Origin of the sequence: Tritonibacter horizontis, assembly GCF_001518015.1 — a bacterium.
In the GTDB taxonomy this organism is placed as follows: domain Bacteria; phylum Pseudomonadota; class Alphaproteobacteria; order Rhodobacterales; family Rhodobacteraceae; genus Epibacterium; species Epibacterium horizontis.
This window is the reverse complement of sequence record NZ_LPUY01000008.1, coordinates 135,596-152,759: the sequence shown is the minus strand read 5'-3', so window position 1 is coordinate 152,759 and position 17,164 is coordinate 135,596. Positions and strand designations below refer to the sequence as shown.

The window sequence follows — 17,164 nt, the reverse complement described above, 5'->3', positions numbered from 1 at the left end:
GATATGGCAAAAACAATGCCCCGCTCTCCCCTCGCTCCCGCCGGGTTTCCGGCTTTGCCGGAAATCGCCGGGGTGCGTTTCGCAGCTGTCGCGGCCGGGGTCCGATACCAAGGGCGGACCGATGTCATGCTTGCAGTCATGGACCCAGGCACATCTGTTGCGGGCGTTTTCACCCGCTCGGCCACCCGGTCCGCGCCCGTTCTGGACTGTCAGAGCAAACTGGGCGGCGCGCCCACCAAGGGCGCAGCGATTCTGGTGAATTCCGGAAACTCCAACGCTTTTACCGGGCACTACGGGCAGACCTCTGTCTCCGAGATCACCGCTGCGGTGGCCGACATTTCCGGCGTCCCTCAGGAGCGGGTTTTTACCGCCTCGACCGGCGTGATTGGCGAGCCGCTGCCCCATGATCGGATCGTTGCAAAGCTTGAAACCCTGCATGGGGCCTTGGCAACGGATGCGCTGCAATCCGCAGCCGAAGCGATCATGACGACCGATACCTTTCCCAAAGGGGCAACGGCCGCGGTCGAAATCGATGGCAAGACGGTTCAGATTTCCGGCTTTGCCAAAGGATCCGGTATGATCGCGCCCGATATGGCGACAATGCTCGTCTATATCTTTACCGATGCGGTCTATGAACAATCCGCATTGCAGGACTTGGTTTCGGATTTGAACGAGACCTCGTTCAATTGCATTACCGTCGACAGCGATACCTCCACGTCAGACAGCCTAATGCTGTGTGCAACCGGCGCCTCCGGCGTCGATGCGACCGGGAACGCCAGCTTTGGCGAGGCGCTTCGTGGCGTGATGCTCGATCTGGCACATCAGGTGGTGCGGGATGGCGAGGGTGCCACCAAATTCGTTGAAATTCAGGTCACCGGCGCAGCTACCGATGCAGATGCCAAGGTTCACGGGCTCTCTATTGCCAACTCCCCCCTGGTCAAGACCGCCTTTGCCGGTGAAGATCCGAACTGGGGTCGCATCGTGATGGCCATCGGTAAATCAGGCGCTCAGGCTGATCGCGATCTGTTGTCGATTTCCTTCGGAGACATTCTGGTCGCAGAAAAAGGTTGGGTTTCCCCCAGCTACCGCGAAGAGCTGGGTGCCGCCGAGATGAAAAAGGACGAGATCACAGTCAAGGTTGACCTGGGTCTGGGCACAGGCAAGGCGACAATCTGGACCTGTGATCTAACCCATCAATACATCACGATCAACGCAGACTATCGGTCATGACCGAACCGAAGAAACTGGTTCTGGTCTCGGCGGTTGCCCTCATCGACGTTGAAGGCCGCATCCTGTTGGCGCAACGTCCTGAGGGGAAGTCCATGGCCGGGCTGTGGGAGTTTCCCGGCGGAAAGATCGAACCGGGGGAAACGCCCGAGGCCGCTTTGATACGGGAATTGCTAGAGGAACTGGGAATCAACACCTGGTCCAGTTGCCTCGCGCCGCTGACTTTTGCCAGTCACAGCTACGACAGTTTTCACTTGCTGATGCCCCTGTTTGCCTGCCGCAAGTGGGAGGGCATACCGCAATCTCAGGAAGGACAGACATTGAAATGGGTGCGTGCCAAGGATTTGCGGGACTACCCGATGCCTGCGGCAGATGTTCCCCTGATCCCGATCCTGCGGGACTGGCTGTAACTGCCTGATCCGGGCGCACTGCCACGCGCCATGCCCGTTAAAACCAAAAACGCCCCCGGCCATCGCTGACCGGGGGCGTTTTTATGATGATCGTCGAGGATCAGTCGAGGGAGCGGGTGACTTCTTCGCGTTCGAAAATCTCGATGACATCCTTGGCGCGGATATCGTCGTAGTTCTCAAATGCCATACCGCATTCCTGACCGGACTGGACTTCGGCAACTTCGTCCTTGAAGCGCTTCAGCGTTTTCAGCGTGCCTTCGTGCACAACAACGTTGTCCCGCAGCAGGCGAACACCGGCAGAGCGGCGCGCCACACCTTCGGTTACCAGACAGCCCGCAACCTTGCCGACGTTGGACACTTTGAAGACGTCCTTGATCTCTGCATAGCCGATGAAGTTCTCGCGGATCTCCGCAGAAAGCAGACCGGAGGCCGCAGCTTTCACGTCGTCCACCAGATCGTAGATCACCGAATAGTAACGGATCTCCACACCCTTCTGGTTGGCTGTGTTCCGCGCAGAGGTATTGGCCCGCACGTTGAACCCAAAAACAGGGGCGCCGGAGGCTTCGGCAAGACCAATATCGGTCTCTGTGATCGCGCCAACGCCCGAGTGCAGTACCCGCACGCGCACTTCGTTGTTGCCGATTTTTTCCATCGCTTGAACGATGGCTTCGGCGGAGCCCTGAACGTCGGCTTTGACCAGGATCGGCAGTTCGGAGACGGTTTCGTCGTCCTTTGCCTTCTGCATCAGCTGTTCCAGGGTCGTCGCCGCACCTGCCGCGGCGCGTTTGTCCTTGGCCGCCTGTTCGCGGTACTCGGCAATTTCGCGCGCCTGTGCTTCGGTCTCGGTGACGTTGAGCACGTCGCCCGCTTCTGGTGTCCCGTTCAGGCCCAGAACCTCGACAGGAACCGAGGGTCCGGCTTCCTTGACGCGTTCGCCCTTGTCGTTGATGAGCGCGCGGACTTTACCGTATTGTTCGCCGACGACAAAGATATCGCCCTGACGCAAGGTGCCCTTCTGGATCAGAACGGTCGCAACCGGACCGCGACCCACGTCGAGCTGCGCTTCGATCACCGCACCCTGAGCGGCCCGATTCGGGTTCGCTTTGAGTTCGAGGATCTCGGACTGCAGCGCGATTGCTTCGAGCAGTTCGTCCAGGCCCTGCCCCGTATGGGCGGAAACTTCGACGTCCTGCACTTCACCGGACATCGCTTCAACGACAACTTCATGCTGCAGCAACTCTGCGCGCACTTTTTGCGGATCGGCTGCCGGTTTATCCACCTTGTTGATCGCGACGATCATCGGAACCTTGGCGGCTTTGGCGTGGTTGATCGCCTCAATCGTCTGCGGCATGACCGAGTCGTCTGCGGCAACGACCAGAACCACGATGTCTGTGACCTGTGCCCCGCGCGACCGCATGGAGGTAAAGGCAGCGTGGCCGGGCGTATCAAGGAAGGACAACACAGCGCCGCTGTCGGTTGTCACCTGATAGGCACCGATGTGCTGGGTGATCCCGCCGGCCTCGCCCGCCACAACCTTCGCATCGCGAATGGCGTCCAGCAGAGAGGTTTTACCGTGGTCCACGTGCCCCATGATGGTGATCACAGGTGGCCGCGATTTCAGCTCATCGTCGTTGTCTTCGATTTCCTTGATGACGTCCTCGACGTCGGAATCCGATACACGCACGACCTTGTGGCCAAATTCTTCGATGATCAGCTCGGCCGTGTCGGCGTCAATGGTCTGGTTCTGCGTGACCATCATCCCCATGTTCATCAGGGATTTGACAACATCACCGACACGTTCGGCCATACGGTTCGCCAGTTCGGAGACCACAATTGCCTCTGGCAACTGCACGTCACGAATGACCTTTTCCCGCTCGATCTGTCCCATGGCTTTCTGACGCGCACGCTCTTGCTTACGCTTCATCGAAGCCATGGAGCGCTGACGGCCGCCCTCGCCACCACCGGTGGCCTGGCTGAGTGTCAGTTTGCCGGACCGGCGACCTGCGTCGTCCCGACCCTTGGCGCTCCGACCACGTTCTTCGCGTTCGCGCTCTGCCTTGCGAGGCGCGGCAACACCGGGTTTCGGTGCACCAGGACCACCCGCCGGGCGGGCCGCGGCAGGGGCGTTGGCCGGTTTGTCAGAAGCAGCAGGGCTTGCGGATTTTTCAGCCGCAGCCCGTTTGGCCGCGTCTTCTTCTTCCTTGCGCTTGCGTTCTTCTTCTTCAGCCTTCTGGCGGACGCGTTCTTCAGCTTCGCGCTGTTCGCGTTCCTTGGCTTCGATTTCCGCACGACGACGCTCACGCTCTTCAGCGCGGGCTTTTTCTTCGGCTTCGCGCTGCGCGATTTCACCCGCCTCGCGGGCTTTGGCGGCTTGCAGCGCCTTCAGTCGGCGTTCCATTTCCGCATCGCTGATGCCTGCAGGGCGTCGCGAAGCGTCGCCAGCAGCAACGCCACCGGCGCCACCCTTGCCAGCGCCCGGCTTGGGGACAACCACGCGCTTGCGCTTGGTTTCCACCACGACATTCTTGGTCCGACCGTGGCTGAAACTCTGTTTGACATTCCCGGGCCGAGACCCACCACCACGCAGACCCAATGTCTTTTTGCCGTCACTATCGCTCATAAAGCTCTTTATCCTTCCGTGCGGCCCATGCCGCCCTTTTCGCGCAAACCCTGCAATCGCTGGGCTTCCTCTACAACACGTTGGCTGAGTCCACCAGAGGAGAGCGCGGCATGTATGACAGTTTCGCGCCCAAATGCCATTCCAAGCTCGTCCGCCGTCAGGCATCCGATGTATTTTCCCCGATGTGGGGTGCTCAGTTTGGACTTCCCTCGTCCGGAGCCATCAGAGGCCTGGATCAGAACCCGGGCTTCCTCTTTGGCCAGCCAATCCTTGACCTTTTCATACCCTCCGATCGCATGACCCGACTTTCGGGCCAGGCTGATCAGCTCAATGGTGCGCCGCAACACCTGGCGCGCCACCTCATCTACGATGCCCTCTGGCACGGTAACCTGTGCCTTGAAGCCCCGGGCAAAGAGCTTTTTCTTCACCGCCAATTCCAATGCGGCACGGTTGGCGGACACATAGACGCCACGCCCGGGGAGTTTCCCCAGAATATCGGCGACGACCTGACCGTCCGGTGCCATCACGAACCGGATCAAATCGGATTTGGCAAATGTTTCGCCTGTGACGATACATTTGCGCTCCGGCCCGTCTTGACGGTCTTTTTCTGCACCACCGCGCGTCATTTAAGTCTCCAGTAGGAGGGGGAAGCCTATCAGGCTTCCGCGTCCTCTTCCGCCTCGGCTTCGAGGTCTTCTGCGCCTGTCTCAAGTTCGGCCGGATCGACCCAACCCAGCATGATGCGGGCCGTCATAACCAGCTTCTGTGCCTCTTCGAGGCTCATGTCGAAGGGCTCGAGAAGTCCATCGTCCTTCACCCGCTCGCCGTTGACCGTGGTCCAGCCGCCTGCCAGTTCCCAGTCCGCGCAAGTGGCAAAGTCATCCAGCGTCTTGACGCCATCCTTGGCCAATGCTTCGACCATTTGGGGTGTGAGACCCTCAAAGTCAATGAGGCTGTCCTCGGCGCCAAGTTCGCGCGCGGTATCGAGCGCTGCCTTGGCCTGTGCTTCCAGGTAGTCGCGGGCACGGGCCTGCAACTCTTCGGCCGTGCTGTCATCGACACCGTCGATCACCAGCAATTCGTCCACTTCGACATAGGCCACTTCTTCGAGGTTGGTGAACCCTTCGGAGACCAGAAGCTGTGCAAAGAACTCGTCCAGATCCAGCGTTTCCATGAAGAGGCCGGTCCGGGCTTCGAATTCCTTCTGACGGCGGGCGGATTCTTCTTCCTCGGTCATGATGTCGATATCGAGGTTGGTCAGCTGCGACGCCAGACGCACGTTTTGGCCCCGACGGCCAATCGCCAGCGAGAGCTGCTCGTCCGGAACCACGACTTCGATCTTGCCGGCCTCTTCGTCCAGAACCACCTTGGAGACTTCCGCAGGTTGCAGCGCATTCACAAGGAAGGTCGGCTGGTCTTCATTCCAGGGGATAATGTCGATCTTTTCGCCCTGAAGCTCGTTGACCACCGCCTGCACGCGCGACCCGCGCATACCGACACAGGCGCCGACCGGATCAATCGAACCGTCATAAGAGACCACAGCGATTTTCGCGCGCGAACCGGGATCACGGGCCACGGCCTTGATCTCGATGATCCCATCATAGATTTCCGGCACTTCCATCTTGAACAGCTCGGCCATGAACTCTGGAGCGGTACGGCTGAGGAAGATCTGCGGCCCGCGGGGTTCACGACGGACGTCTTTGATGTAGCAGCGGATGCGGTCGTTCGGGCGGTAGCTCTCGCGGCCGATTTTCTCGTTCCGGCGCAGGATCGCTTCGCCAGAGCCGACATCGACGATGACGTTGCCGTATTCTTCGCGCTTGACGAGACCATTGATGATGGTGCCGTTGCGGTCCTTGAATTCTTCGTACTGACGATCCCGCTCTGCTTCGCGTACCTTCTGAAGGATCACCTGCTTGGCGGACTGGGCGGCGATCCGCCCCATTTCCACTGGCGGTACCTCTTCAGAGAACGTGTCACCGACGGCTGGGTTCTCCAGATACTGGCGCGCCTGTTCGACGGTCAGTTCAGACTGGTAGTTTTCCAGTTCCTCATCGGCCACCACGGTCCGCACGCGGGTAAAAGTCGCCTTGCCCGTCTTGCGATCAATCGAGACGCGAATGTCCATTTCGCTGCCGTAGCGGCTCTTGGCTGCCCGAGCGAGGGATTCTTCCATCGCTTCGACCACCAGACCGGGATCGATCATCTTTTCGCGCGCCACGGCCTCGGCGGTTTGCAACAGCTCCAGCTGGTTTGCAGAGGTGATAGCCATTACTCGTTCTCCTCTTCGGACCCTGTGGTCCCTTCTGCGGACCCTTCGGTCTCGATGTCGTCAAAGGTCTCTTCGTTCAAAACGCCAGCGGCCTTGCGCTGACGCAGCATTTCCTTGATCAGATCGTCTGTCAGAACCAGCTTGGCATCGCTCAGCCAGTCGAATTTCAGACCAATCGTCACCTGTTCGCCCTGTTCTTCAATGTTGATGAGAACTTCGTCCTCTTCAACACCGGCCAGTTGTCCCTTGAACCGCCGACGACCGTCGATCAGCTCTGCGGTTTCCAGCTTGGCCTCGTAGCCTTCGAACATATCAAAGTCTTTGAGCCGGGTCAGCGGACGGTCGATGCCGGGGCTCGACACCTCAAGCGCATAGGCATCAAGGATCGGATCTTCCACATCGAGCGTCGCACTCACGGCATTGGAAATCGCCGCACAATCATCGACTTCGATGCCACCATCAGGGCGATCAGCCATGATCTGCAACGTTGTCGTTTTGCCAGACATCAATCGAATGCGGACCAGCTCGTAGCCAAGATCCTCGATAACCGGGGTGATGATCTCAGCCAGGCGCCGGTCGATCGCGGCTTTGGCAATAAGGTCGTTGCTCATCAGACTTCCAAACACAAAAAAACGGGCGCGCGGCCCGTCGAAATTAATCGTTGGTGCTTCAGGCCCAGAGCCCGACGCGCCGCTGTTGAGCGACGATATACGCGGGCAAGCCCGGATTTGCAAGCCCTACCTCAAAGGCGGCAGATCAGCTTCGTTCGAGACGGGTTTTCATTTCCTCGGCAAAGGCTCGCGTGCGCGCCTGATCTGCGCCACCGATCACAAGGTAACCAACCCCGTCAGACACCCATGAGGTCGCTGCCAACCCCTGCGCCATCCGATCGCTAAAGGCGCTGTCTGCATTCGCGGTCTTAATCACGCAAAGCGCAAAAGGCGTGCCATCTTCGCCAAGATAAGCCATTTGCATGAGCGGTTTGTTGTTGAAACCAAGCACCTGCGCACGCCTGAAATCCAACCCCTCAACCGAAGTTGCGGCTGACAATTCGACGCCACTGCGGGTTTGGAATTGCGCCAGCACACCCTGTGCCACCTCCGGGTCCTGCGTCGTCTGGACAACGGTTTCGGTCATATAGAGCGACTGATAGCTGGCAACGACGTCAATCCAACCGGGCGCGGTCGCCTGAGGCTGCAACAGGTATCCACCTGAAATTCCTATACCAAAAGCGAGAACGACCGAAGCCACCAGCCGAAGGGGCATCGCGGTTCGTCCCGGTGTCGGGCGTTCGATCACCGGCAAACTGGCAGGCCCCAACCGCTCGATTGCGAAGGCCTCTCGCAACGCGTCCATGGGGAGCATCAGGGAGTCCAACCGGCGCGACAGCTCCTGATCGGTTTCCAGCGCGCGATCAATACGGTCAGCCAGCTGCGCATCCGCCTCCTGATCGAGGTAGGCAGTCAGCTCTTCGTCCGAGATAGATTCGTTAGCCTTCGTCATTGTCCAGCCTCCACCACAGACAACGCGCCTGCGACTTTCTTTCGCGCGCTGGCCAAACGGCTCATTACCGTGCCGATTGGGATACCCAATGTGTCAGCCGTCTCCTGATAGGTAAAGCCTTCGACATATGCCAGAAGGACGACAACACGCTGCCCCTCTGGAAGCGCCCCTATCTTAGAGAACACCTCAGCCAAGAAAATATTCTCTTCTGATGTCGCAGAATCATCTGAAATTTCGGTTTCTTCGAGCGCGACGAGGCCGCCGCCTGTGCGGACCGCGGTCGCGCGGATCTCGTTCAGCCACAAGCGGTGCGCCATCCGGAACAGCCAACGATCCAGATGCGTCCCAGCCTGATAGCTTTCGTGTTTTTCCAGCGCCCGCAAGCACGTCATCTGGGCCAAGTCATCTGCGCGATCGCGCTTGCCGGTCTGAACAAGGCAATATCGCCAGAGACGGGGATAGATCGGCTCTATCCCGTCCCGGATCTCATCAAGAGAAGATTTTTTCCAAAGGCCGAGAATAATCTCTACTCCAACCGTATTTTCAAATGTGACGTGTCAAAACGAAATGACGCCACCATAGGGCTAAGATCCGATTTCACTCAACATCAACTTTGCCCGACCGACTGTATCGCACGGCCTTGCCCAGAAAACAGACCGTTCGTCACGCCATCCACCAGCGCTCCGCAATGCGATGATCGTCAAAGGACGCACGTTTGGAAATGCGCGACGGCAGCGCGATTTTCTGCGAGGCCGCCAGCACCATGTCAGATTCTGATGGATAGTAGGAGAACTCGCTTCGGTTCGGGAGCCCGTCTGGCAGCGGAAGCGCCGCAATATCGACATAGCCGTCGCGAAGGGCTTCGGCGCGCACCCCGGCGTCGGGGATAACGACAAACTCCAGCGCATCAAACCACCCGGCCAGACCATCCTTGTAGTGCTGGTCCACCCTGAGCGCCCGAAGATGACGATCTTCTTGCGCTCTTTCGACCCGGTACAGACCGGTTCCGGTCATCTCTGACAGGGGCGCAGTCACCTGCCCGGCCGGCGCGATGATCAACCCCGCGTCTGCCAGCCTGTAGGGCAAGTCCGGATTTGCGTCATGCAGGCTAAGGACAACATCGCCGTCGCCCGACACTTTCAAATCCCGCAAACCTTTCAAGGACGCATTTCCACTGTGGACATGGGCTTCCAGCGAAGACGCGACATCCTCCGCGGTCAAATCAGCGCCATCGTGAAAGGTAATGTTCGCCTGAAGTTCAATCCGCCATTCGCGGGCGGTAACATCGCTTTCCCAAGCTGCGGCCAGCTCTCCCCGCAAAAGCCCGTCCGGTGCGACCTCGGTCAACTGATCGTAAATGGCGCTACGTGCAATGCGCGACAACAGCTCCCCCTCGCGGGGAACCGCCATCCGAAGCACCCCACCCCGTCGTGGCTGATGCGCCAGCGACGTACCCGTCGCGGCAAGCAGCGCAGCCGCGGCACCAGTGGCAAAAAGCGCACGACGATCCAGTCGCTTCATCCGGAAAAATCCTCTGCCAGCTGATCCATTGCTTTGACCAATGCGGCACTGATGCCCGGTTCAGAAAGGGCATGCCCCGCGTTGCGCACCATGATCAGGTCGGAGTTCGGCCATTGCTCGTGGATGCTGTAGGCAGAGGCCGGCGGGCAGATCATATCAAACCGGCCCTGCACGATAATCCCCGGAATATGCGAAATCCGACCCATATTCGCCAGGATCTGGCCATCCATATGTAGGAACCCCGCGTTAGAAAAATAGTGATTCTCAAGCCGGGCAAACGCACGTGCGTAGTCTCCGGGGCTCTCGCCCGACATGCCGTTGGAATAAACGGACGCCAGTGCATTTTCCCAAGCGGACCAAGCCCGGCCAAAGCGGACCTCTTCGTCTCGGTTTCCCGAAAACAGGCGCTTGTGATAGGCGGCGATCAGATCGCCCTGCTCATCTTCGGGCACAAGAGCGGTGAATTTCGCCCAGGTTTCCGGCCAGAACTTCCCGGCCCCACCACCGTAAAACCAGTCGAGTTCAGCCTGGGTCATCAAAAAGACGCCGCGCAGAATCAGATGTGTGACCCGATCCGGGTGGGTCTGAGCGTAGATGAGCGCAAGTGTCGCACCCCAGCTGCCGCCAAACAGAATCCAGCTGTCGATCTCAAGCAGATCGCGGATCATTTCCATATCCGCAACCAGATGCCAGGTTGTGTTGTCTTCGCAGGAGGCATGCGGACGAGATCGCCCGCATCCGCGTTGATCAAAAAGGACAATTCGATAGACACGAGGGTCGAAATAACGCCGCATCGCCGGGCTCGTCCCTCCGCCAGGGCCCCCGTGGCAGACGATGACCGGAACACCGTTGGGGTTGCCGCATTGCTCGACATAAATCCGGTGCCCCTGCCCAACATCCAGCATCCGCTGATCAAAGGGTTCGATCGGCGGATAGAGAAACTGAACGGCGCGCTTTTGATCCGGGTATTTGTCCATTACTGACCTAACTGACGACTAGACGTACAAGAAAACACACGGAGACAGGAATGCAAGCGCAACAGTCCACGGTTGACCCTTCCGAAGTCGCCAAGTTCGAAGCGATGGCCGCTGAATGGTGGGACCCGAACGGAAAATTCAAGCCTCTGCACATGCTAAACCCCTGTCGGCTTGACTACATTACCCGCCAGATCGCGGGTGAATTTGACCGGGACCTGTCCGCGCCTGCGCCTTTTGCCGGCCTCAGGCTCCTCGACATCGGTTGCGGCGGCGGGTTGCTCAGCGAACCCATGGCACGGCTTGGAGCGGACGTCGTTGGCGCCGATGCAGCAGCAGGTAATCTGCCGGTCGCCCGTGTCCATGCGGAACAGTCCGGGCTTGCTATCGACTATCGTCACACCACCGCCGAAGCACTGGCCGAGGCCGGTGAGCAATTCGATATCGTCCTCAATATGGAAGTTGTTGAACATGTCGCGGAGCCGCTGAGCTATCTCACAGCGACCCAGCAACTCTTGAAGTCAGGCGGGTTGCAAATCTGCTCTACATTGAACCGCAACCCCAAGAGTTATGCAATGGCAATCGTCGGCGCTGAAATCGTGATGCGCTGGTTGCCACGGGGCACGCACGACTGGTCGAAGTTCATCACACCTGATGAATTGTACGATTTGCTGAGCCAGGCCGGCCTCACGCCCGTTGACCGCAAGGGATTCGTTTTCAACCCGATTCTGTGGAGTTGGTCAATTTCTGAGCGCGATTTGAGCGTGAACTACGTCACAGCCAGCACAAAACCCTAGGTTGTCCCTTTGAACCGGCCTTGAAATACGGAATAACCTCAAAACACTTGCCTTCGAAGGTCGCCTATACTTTAGTATACATCAGGCATCCGAAGGAGGCGTTGTCTGTGTTTGGCAACCTGCATAGGGTCGCCGCTACGCACCGCCTAAATTGAGACAAGCACACCACACCACTCGCTTGGTTCTTCCGGCAGGACGCGTATTTGGGGCGCATTCACACCACTCACGGCCTCACCAAAGAGAACCCGCACACATCCGGGATTCTTCGTATCTGACGCGTCGGTTATTTTGCCGACGCGTCAGTCTTCCGCTTCCAGCTTGACCCTAAATTCGCGCAGGATGGGCAATGCGGAACGGACCCGGTCTCCGCCAAGTTCGGAGACCACTTCGGAAATCATAGGAATGATCGATGCAAGCGCCGCATCCCGCGCTTTGCGACCCGCGGGACTGATCGCGACCATTTTGCGACGTGCATCATCCCAGTCCGGCCGAACGTGAACGTAGCCTGCAACTTCCAATTTGTTGATCGTATTGGTCATCGCGCCCCGTGTGACATGAAATGCCTTGGCCAGTTGGGCCGGTGATCGCTCCAGTCCCGCGCGGGCGAGGTGGTTCAGAACCGAGAAATGCGACAATTCCATTCCCTTGGGCAACGCCTTGCTCAGCCGGGAGCGCGCCAGTTGATCCGCCATCAGGATCTCACTGAACAGCGAAATAGCAAGGGAGTGGTTCTCATCCATCAGGGTTCGTCAAACTCTCGGTCATGGGTGAGCGATGGCACCCGGCTTCGTGCCTTTTTCACCTCTTCAAGGTCGAGGTCAACGCATGTCACCCCCGCTTGTGTACCGGCATCGGCCAGCACTTCCCCCCAGGGGGACACCACGAGCGAATGGCCATAGGTCTTTCGTTGGCTGCCGCGCGTGGCAGGGTGCGTTCCCGTTTGAGCTGCCGCCAGCACAAAACATCCCGTTTCGATGGCCCGGGCCTGAAGCAGGCTGTGCCAATGCGCTGCCCCTGTCACAGGAGAAAAGGCTGCCGGCACCGTCAGGATCTCTGCACCGGCCTGCGCCAGCTTGCGATAAAGCGCCGGGAAGCGCACATCATAGCAGATGGTAAGACCAATGCGAGCAAAGGGCGTATCCGCGACGACAGCCTTCGTCCCCGGACGATAGCCATCGGATTCACGGTAGGTTTCGTCCTGCGAGACTGCGACATCAAACATATGGATCTTGTCATAGCGGGCTACGATTTCGCCCGCAGGAGAGATCAGGAATTGCCGGTTGGCAAATCGTCCATCCGGGTCCTGTGTCTTGAGCGCCAGTGACCCGATCGAAATCCAGATCCCGTGCTGGCTTGCTGCCTGCCGCAATCCGGACAACGTCGGATCGTCTGCTTCAATGCTCAGGACCTCCTGTTGACGCGCCCGGCTTGTCGACAGGCAATTTGTCACTTCTGGTGTCAGAACAAACTCAGCACCCTGGCCGACGGCCTGCTCAATCATCTCACAGACACCAACGAGGTTGTCCGCGGGACTGTCCGAAGACGTCGTCTGAAGCAGAGCAGCGCGCATTGTTGACATCAAGCCGCCAACAAGGGGTCGAGCTTGCCTGCGCGGTCGAGCGCATAGAGGTCGTCACAGCCACCGACGTGGATCTCACCGACAAAAATTTGCGGCACGGTCCGACCGCCATTTGCCCGCGTGATCATTTCCGGTTTACGATCAGGGTCCGCAAGGATGTCGATCTCGGAAAACTGTACGCCCTTCTGGGTCAACAAACGCTTGGCAGCATGGCAAAAACCGCAAAGCGGCGAGGTATAGATTTCAACCGGTTGCATATCGGTCTCCCTTCGATTTTGTTCACGGGTCTTGCGCGATGTGGGGCCGTTTTACAAGCTTTGCCAGTGTTTTCACAGTGCCGTGACCCGAGCGAGGACGACGACGCTCACTCTCTTTGCACCGGCAGCATAACATGCCCGTGCACAAGCAGAGAGCGTGGCGCCACTGGTCAGCACATCATCCACCAACAGGATGTCGCGTCCCGTCATCCGTTCCCCCATGCGGGGGTGCGGACGGATGGCGTCTGCCAGTAGATCTGTTCGCTCCTGACGGCTGCGCCCCTCAAGCATCGGGGTCTGAACGGAGCGTATCAATGAATCCGGGACCCAATCGCAGCCGGCACGCGCGGCCAGGGCCTGCGCCAATAAGGCCGATTGATTGTAGCGACGGCGCAGCAACCGGGACCAATGCAGAGGGACCGGAACCACCAAGGGGGCGGGTTCCAGGAGTGCCGCCGCAGCCCGGAGCATCCAGGCCGACGCAGGATGCGCCAGGTCGGTTCGGTCGCCATGTTTGAGCGCCAGAACCAAACGTCGCCCCTGCCCTCCGTATACAAGTGCCGCCCGCCCTTGCGACCAATCCCGCTGGGACATGGCGCAGTCGTCACATTCAACAGGCTGCCCGTCATCTTCACCGGCGACCGGCACGCCACATCTGTCACAGACAAGCCCGGATATGAATTCCGTTTCCCGCCAGCAGGCGCTACACAATCCAAAATCACTTTCGACCAAGCCGCCGCAATTCAGGCAGCGCGCTGGGTAGACAAGAGTAACTGCAGTTTGAATCCGCGCGCGCAACGTCATAGGTACACCTCATGACTCAAGAACCGATGGCTCATCCCCAGATCTTTGACCACGATACACTTCGCCTGCGCCGCGCCCGGCGTCAGCCGGATGCGATGTTCCTGCACGATATGGCCAGAGACGAGGTCGAGGATCGCCTCAGCATGGTTAATAGAGTCTTTACCAAGCCTGCGATTGTCGCGCCTTTTGCGGAACCCTGGGAGGGAATGCTGCCCGGTGCCAAACTGGTTCCTGACAGCGAGGTGATAGATCTCAAACCGGGATCTCACGATGTGCTGGTGCATGTCATGGGGCTGCACTGGGCCAACGATCCTGTTGGCCAGCTGATCCAATGCCGCAGAGCCCTGCAAGACGATGGATTGCTGCTGATGGTAACCCTTGGCGGACAGACCTTGCATGAACTGCGGTCCGCGCTGGCGGAGGCCGAGACCTATATCAGCGGAGGCCTGTCCCCGCGCGTTGCCCCAATGGGGGAGATTCGCGATCTTGGGGCGCTGTTGCAACGTGCGGGTTTTGCCCTGCCTGTCGCCGACGTGGTGCCCTTGACCGTCCAATATCGCGACCTGACCCACCTGATGCACGATTTGCGCGCCATGGGAGAAACCAACACGATGTCCGCCCGACTGCGCAAGCCGACACCGAGGAGCCTCTTCGAGCTGGCAAATCACATCTATAGACAGAATTTTTCTGCTGAATCGGGCAAGCTGAATGCGACTTTCGAACTTGTATGCCTGACGGGCTGGTCCCCCGCCGAATCGCAACCCCAACCCCTGCGCCCCGGATCTGCAAAGATGCGACTCGCGGATGCTTTGAGGGTACCAGAGGGCAATCTGCCCGAGGAGGAGTAGCGCATGATTTCCGATAACCTGAGCGAATGGTCGCAGTCAGATGATCCAATTGGCCTTTGGCCGCGTAGAGACTTATCTAACCCCGAACATTCCACAGCGACATAACACTAGGATCTTTGCCAATGCTGGATGCCAGCCCCACCGCGACCCGACCTGCACATGCTACGGAAGATCATCCAAAGGTAGCCAAAGAGAGGGTGGGCGTTCTGCTGGCGAACCTCGGCACCCCGGATCACTACAGCTATTGGCCAATGCGGCGCTACCTGAGTGAGTTTCTTTCGGACCGGCGCGTTATCGACTATCCCGCGTGGAAATGGCAGCCGCTGTTGCAACTGATCATCCTGACCAAACGCCCCTTTGGCTCGGGCGCGGCTTATAAATCCATCTGGAATCACGACAAGGGCGAGAGCCCCTTGATGACGATCACGCGGGACCAGACCGAAAAAATGGCTGCGGCGATGCGGGAGACTTACGGAGATCAGGTTATCGTCGATTTCTGCATGCGCTACGGCAATCCCTCGACCAAATCCAAGGTCGAAGCGCTTGTTGCGGCCGGGTGCCGGAAGATTCTGTTTGTGCCGCTCTATCCGCACTACGCCGGGGCGACCTCCGCGACGGCAAATGACGCCTTCTTTCGCGCGCTGATGGAACAGACCTGGCAACCTGCGGCGCGGACGGTAGAGCCATATTTCGACCAGCCGGATTACATTGATGCGCTCGCGCGGTCGGTCGAGGAAAGCTACTCAAAACTAGAGAAGAAACCCGACATCCTCGTCTGCTCGTACCATGGAATGCCGCAACGCTATCTGATGCAGGGCGATCCCTATCACTGTCAGTGCCAGAAGACGACGCGACTTCTGAAAGAACGCCTGGGCTGGGCCGACACAGATATCGTGACCACGTTCCAGTCGGTCTTTGGCCCGGAAGAATGGCTGCGTCCCTATACGGTTGAACATGTCGCGGAGCTTGCAAAACAGGGCAAGAAGAACATCGCCGTGATCGCCCCGGCTTTTTCGGCGGATTGCATCGAAACACTTGAAGAGATCAACGAAGAGATCTGCGAGAGTTTTGAGCATGCCGGCGGTGAGACATTCACCTACATCCCCTGCCTCAACGATCAGGAAAGCCACATCGCTGCGCTGTCGCAGATGGTGCGCAGGAACCTGAAGGGATGGCTGGACTAGCCCGCTATCCCCGGCTGCGGCGGACCGAAAAACAGGCCTGTCAGAAACAAGAAAGGCGGCTGATTGCTCAGCCGCCTTTCCTCATTTCTTAAGCAACGATTAGTTGCCAGCAGCAGCAGCGGCCACGATGACCAGCAGCAGCAGCGGAAGCAGCATGCCGGAAGAAGAACCGGTTGCTTCTTCAATGATAACCGGCGCTTCGACGATCGGTTCTGCCAAGTTGCCGGCGGATGCGGCGGAAGCAGCAGCGACCAGAGCGGCAGCGATAACGAGTTTCTTCATATTATAACCTCCAGAATACGCGCATAGCACACATATGGTATGCGCACTCAAGACTTACCTCGTGAGGTTTTTCTAAGCAGTAAACTCACCAGATTGCAAATGCTTGTTAAATCTCAAGTGCAGCCCCACACGCAGTTGTGGTCAAATTAGCAACACCTGTGTTCCGTTCCGGGCCAGTTCAAAAAGTTCGGCGATATGTTCGTTGTAGAGGCCGATGCATCCGTTGGAAGATCGACGCCCAATCTTGCGCGTGTCGTGGGTTCCGTGGATCCGATAGTACTTCCAACCAAGGTATAACGCATGGGTCCCCAGCGGGTTGTCCGGTCCCGGTGGAATGTAGGACGGCCACTCCGGGTTGCGCTTGAGCATATTGGGCGTTGGCGACCAACCGGGACCCTCGACCTTGCGCACAATTTTGGTCCGGCCACGGCGTGTCAGATCATCACTCAGCGGAACGGACGATGGGAAGAGCTTGTAGACGGCCTCGTCCGCCGACCAGAAATGCAACGCTCGGCTGTCAATATCGACGAGAATCGCGCCGCCACGGAGGCTGTCAAAATAGGGGCGCCAGTCCTTTGCTCTGAACGCCGAAATATTGCGCGCCACACTGGGTTCGGGTTCTGGCGGCGGTCGGAGCGGATCATATCCAGAATCATCCTCACTCGCGAGATCCTGCGCCGCGGCTGGCAGGGCAAAAAGCGATGACGACCCTGCAAGAAATTGCCGACGGGTCGGTATCAAAATGGGTTTACGTGTCATGACAAGCTACTCTGCAATGAATGGGTCGGTCTCGCCGCGTAGTTTATGGCCGGAAAGCCGCAGTCGCAATTCAATCCCCTGGAATCGCACCATTGTGACCGGACCGGGTTTGCCTATAAGTCACAGG

19 protein-coding genes are annotated in these 17,164 nt (G+C 58.7%); 5 read left to right on the top strand and 14 right to left on the bottom strand.

Annotation, left to right across the window (positions count from 1 at the left end; genetic code table 11):
• Nucleotides 1–3: 3 nt before the first annotated feature.
• Both argJ and mutT read left to right on the top strand, forming a co-directional pair.
• Entirely contained in the window at nt 4–1,230 is a 1,227-nt protein-coding gene (argJ, locus tag TRIHO_RS01050; protein WP_068239444.1) for a bifunctional glutamate N-acetyltransferase/amino-acid acetyltransferase ArgJ, read from the top strand.
• The gene (mutT, locus tag TRIHO_RS01045; RefSeq protein ID WP_068239442.1) at nt 1,227–1,637 is read left to right on the top strand and encodes an 8-oxo-dGTP diphosphatase MutT; all 411 of its coding nucleotides are present in this window, start codon (nt 1,227–1,229) and stop codon (nt 1,635–1,637) included. Before argJ ends, mutT begins: the two co-directional genes overlap by 4 nt.
• A gap of 100 nt (nt 1,638–1,737) precedes the next feature.
• On the opposite strand, the gene infB is transcribed toward mutT, so the two are convergent.
• From infB to pip, 8 genes are all read right to left on the bottom strand, one after another.
• Entirely contained in the window at nt 1,738–4,257 is a 2,520-nt protein-coding gene (infB, locus tag TRIHO_RS01040; protein WP_068239440.1) for a translation initiation factor IF-2, read from the bottom strand.
• 8 nt (nt 4,258–4,265) lie between these two features.
• Nucleotides 4,266–4,883 (bottom strand): RNA-binding protein, encoded by a 618-nt coding sequence (locus tag TRIHO_RS01035; RefSeq protein ID WP_068239438.1) that lies wholly within the window; start codon nt 4,881–4,883, stop codon nt 4,266–4,268.
• Between the two features lie 29 nt (nt 4,884–4,912).
• Nucleotides 4,913–6,529, bottom strand: coding sequence for a transcription termination factor NusA (nusA, locus tag TRIHO_RS01030; protein WP_068239436.1), 1,617 nt, complete (start codon nt 6,527–6,529; stop codon nt 4,913–4,915).
• Nucleotides 6,529–7,140: a ribosome maturation factor RimP gene (gene rimP, locus TRIHO_RS01025; RefSeq protein WP_068239434.1), complete on the bottom strand. Its 612-nt coding sequence runs from the start codon at nt 7,138–7,140 to the stop codon at nt 6,529–6,531. Before rimP ends, nusA begins: the two co-directional genes overlap by 1 nt.
• Nucleotides 7,141–7,285: 145 nt before the next feature.
• On the bottom strand, nt 7,286–8,032 hold the full coding sequence (locus TRIHO_RS01020) for an anti-sigma factor family protein (protein WP_068239431.1): 747 nt from the start codon (nt 8,030–8,032) through the stop codon (nt 7,286–7,288).
• A complete protein-coding gene (locus TRIHO_RS01015; protein WP_106406137.1) occupies nt 8,029–8,505 on the bottom strand; it encodes an RNA polymerase sigma factor in 477 nt (158 codons plus the stop codon). The genes TRIHO_RS01020 and TRIHO_RS01015 overlap by 4 nt, the downstream gene beginning before the upstream one ends.
• A 190-nt stretch (nt 8,506–8,695) precedes the next feature.
• Nucleotides 8,696–9,553, bottom strand: coding sequence for an ABC transporter substrate-binding protein (locus tag TRIHO_RS01010; RefSeq protein WP_068239427.1), 858 nt, complete (start codon nt 9,551–9,553; stop codon nt 8,696–8,698).
• The gene (pip, locus tag TRIHO_RS01005; RefSeq protein WP_068239424.1) at nt 9,550–10,530 is read right to left on the bottom strand and encodes a prolyl aminopeptidase; all 981 of its coding nucleotides are present in this window, start codon (nt 10,528–10,530) and stop codon (nt 9,550–9,552) included. The genes TRIHO_RS01010 and pip overlap by 4 nt, the downstream gene beginning before the upstream one ends.
• A gap of 50 nt (nt 10,531–10,580) precedes the next feature.
• On the opposite strand from pip, the gene ubiG reads away from it, so the two are divergent.
• Nucleotides 10,581–11,324 (top strand): bifunctional 2-polyprenyl-6-hydroxyphenol methylase/3-demethylubiquinol 3-O-methyltransferase UbiG, encoded by a 744-nt coding sequence (ubiG, locus tag TRIHO_RS01000; RefSeq protein WP_068239421.1) that lies wholly within the window; start codon nt 10,581–10,583, stop codon nt 11,322–11,324.
• A 299-nt stretch (nt 11,325–11,623) separates the two neighbouring features.
• Here the strand turns inward: ubiG and TRIHO_RS00995 are convergent, their stop codons facing one another.
• The 4 genes from TRIHO_RS00995 to TRIHO_RS00980 all read right to left on the bottom strand — a co-directional run bounded on the left by TRIHO_RS00995 (nt 11,624) and on the right by TRIHO_RS00980 (nt 13,964).
• Nucleotides 11,624–12,064: a MarR family winged helix-turn-helix transcriptional regulator gene (locus TRIHO_RS00995; RefSeq protein ID WP_068239417.1), complete on the bottom strand. Its 441-nt coding sequence runs from the start codon at nt 12,062–12,064 to the stop codon at nt 11,624–11,626.
• Nucleotides 12,064–12,894 carry a carbon-nitrogen hydrolase family protein gene (locus TRIHO_RS00990; RefSeq protein ID WP_068239916.1) on the bottom strand — a complete coding sequence of 277 codons (831 nt, stop codon included), beginning with the start codon at nt 12,892–12,894 and terminating at the stop codon, nt 12,064–12,066. Before TRIHO_RS00990 ends, TRIHO_RS00995 begins: the two co-directional genes overlap by 1 nt.
• 8 nt (nt 12,895–12,902) lie before the next feature.
• Nucleotides 12,903–13,160 carry a glutaredoxin 3 gene (gene grxC / locus TRIHO_RS00985; protein WP_068239414.1) on the bottom strand — a complete coding sequence of 86 codons (258 nt, stop codon included), beginning with the start codon at nt 13,158–13,160 and terminating at the stop codon, nt 12,903–12,905.
• Between the two features lie 72 nt (nt 13,161–13,232).
• Nucleotides 13,233–13,964: a ComF family protein gene (locus TRIHO_RS00980; RefSeq protein ID WP_068239411.1), complete on the bottom strand. Its 732-nt coding sequence runs from the start codon at nt 13,962–13,964 to the stop codon at nt 13,233–13,235.
• Nucleotides 13,965–13,975: 11 nt separating this feature from the next.
• Between TRIHO_RS00980 and TRIHO_RS00975 the strand changes: the two genes are divergently transcribed.
• Complete coding sequence (locus tag TRIHO_RS00975; protein ID WP_068239408.1) at nt 13,976–14,812, top strand: methyltransferase domain-containing protein; 837 nt, start codon at nt 13,976–13,978, stop codon at nt 14,810–14,812.
• Nucleotides 14,813–14,934: 122 nt separating this feature from the next.
• Nucleotides 14,935–15,996: a ferrochelatase gene (gene hemH / locus TRIHO_RS00970; protein ID WP_068239405.1), complete on the top strand. Its 1,062-nt coding sequence runs from the start codon at nt 14,935–14,937 to the stop codon at nt 15,994–15,996.
• A gap of 99 nt (nt 15,997–16,095) precedes the next feature.
• On the opposite strand, the gene TRIHO_RS00965 is transcribed toward hemH, so the two are convergent.
• Together TRIHO_RS00965 and TRIHO_RS00960 are read right to left on the bottom strand one after the other, a co-directional pair.
• Nucleotides 16,096–16,278, bottom strand: coding sequence for a ferrochelatase (locus tag TRIHO_RS00965; RefSeq protein WP_068239402.1), 183 nt, complete (start codon nt 16,276–16,278; stop codon nt 16,096–16,098).
• A gap of 141 nt (nt 16,279–16,419) precedes the next feature.
• Nucleotides 16,420–17,037, bottom strand: a complete 618-nt coding sequence (locus tag TRIHO_RS00960) for a L,D-transpeptidase (RefSeq protein WP_068239399.1) — start codon at nt 17,035–17,037, stop codon at nt 16,420–16,422.
• Between the last annotated feature and the right edge of the window lie 127 nt (nt 17,038–17,164).

What these genes read in the sequence shown, in the direction of transcription:
- argJ (WP_068239444.1), top strand. Translation starts at nt 4, where the DNA reads ATGGCAAAAACAATGCCCCGCTCTCCCCTCGCTCCCGCCGGGTTTCCG.
- mutT (WP_068239442.1), top strand. Translation starts at nt 1,227, where the DNA reads ATGACCGAACCGAAGAAACTGGTTCTGGTCTCGGCGGTTGCCCTCATC.
- infB (WP_068239440.1), bottom strand. Translation starts at nt 4,257, where the DNA reads ATGAGCGATAGTGACGGCAAAAAGACATTGGGTCTGCGTGGTGGTGGG.
- TRIHO_RS01035 (WP_068239438.1), bottom strand. Translation starts at nt 4,883, where the DNA reads ATGACGCGCGGTGGTGCAGAAAAAGACCGTCAAGACGGGCCGGAGCGC.
- nusA (WP_068239436.1), bottom strand. Translation starts at nt 6,529, where the DNA reads ATGGCTATCACCTCTGCAAACCAGCTGGAGCTGTTGCAAACCGCCGAG.
- rimP (WP_068239434.1), bottom strand. Translation starts at nt 7,140, where the DNA reads ATGAGCAACGACCTTATTGCCAAAGCCGCGATCGACCGGCGCCTGGCT.
- TRIHO_RS01020 (WP_068239431.1), bottom strand. Translation starts at nt 8,032, where the DNA reads ATGACGAAGGCTAACGAATCTATCTCGGACGAAGAGCTGACTGCCTAC.
- TRIHO_RS01010 (WP_068239427.1), bottom strand. Translation starts at nt 9,553, where the DNA reads ATGAAGCGACTGGATCGTCGTGCGCTTTTTGCCACTGGTGCCGCGGCT.
- pip (WP_068239424.1), bottom strand. Translation starts at nt 10,530, where the DNA reads ATGGACAAATACCCGGATCAAAAGCGCGCCGTTCAGTTTCTCTATCCG.
- ubiG (WP_068239421.1), top strand. Translation starts at nt 10,581, where the DNA reads ATGCAAGCGCAACAGTCCACGGTTGACCCTTCCGAAGTCGCCAAGTTC.
- TRIHO_RS00995 (WP_068239417.1), bottom strand. Translation starts at nt 12,064, where the DNA reads ATGGATGAGAACCACTCCCTTGCTATTTCGCTGTTCAGTGAGATCCTG.
- TRIHO_RS00990 (WP_068239916.1), bottom strand. Translation starts at nt 12,894, where the DNA reads ATGCGCGCTGCTCTGCTTCAGACGACGTCTTCGGACAGTCCCGCGGAC.
- grxC (WP_068239414.1), bottom strand. Translation starts at nt 13,160, where the DNA reads ATGCAACCGGTTGAAATCTATACCTCGCCGCTTTGCGGTTTTTGCCAT.
- TRIHO_RS00980 (WP_068239411.1), bottom strand. Translation starts at nt 13,964, where the DNA reads ATGACGTTGCGCGCGCGGATTCAAACTGCAGTTACTCTTGTCTACCCA.
- TRIHO_RS00975 (WP_068239408.1), top strand. Translation starts at nt 13,976, where the DNA reads ATGACTCAAGAACCGATGGCTCATCCCCAGATCTTTGACCACGATACA.
- hemH (WP_068239405.1), top strand. Translation starts at nt 14,935, where the DNA reads ATGCTGGATGCCAGCCCCACCGCGACCCGACCTGCACATGCTACGGAA.
- TRIHO_RS00965 (WP_068239402.1), bottom strand. Translation starts at nt 16,278, where the DNA reads ATGAAGAAACTCGTTATCGCTGCCGCTCTGGTCGCTGCTGCTTCCGCC.
- TRIHO_RS00960 (WP_068239399.1), bottom strand. Translation starts at nt 17,037, where the DNA reads ATGACACGTAAACCCATTTTGATACCGACCCGTCGGCAATTTCTTGCA.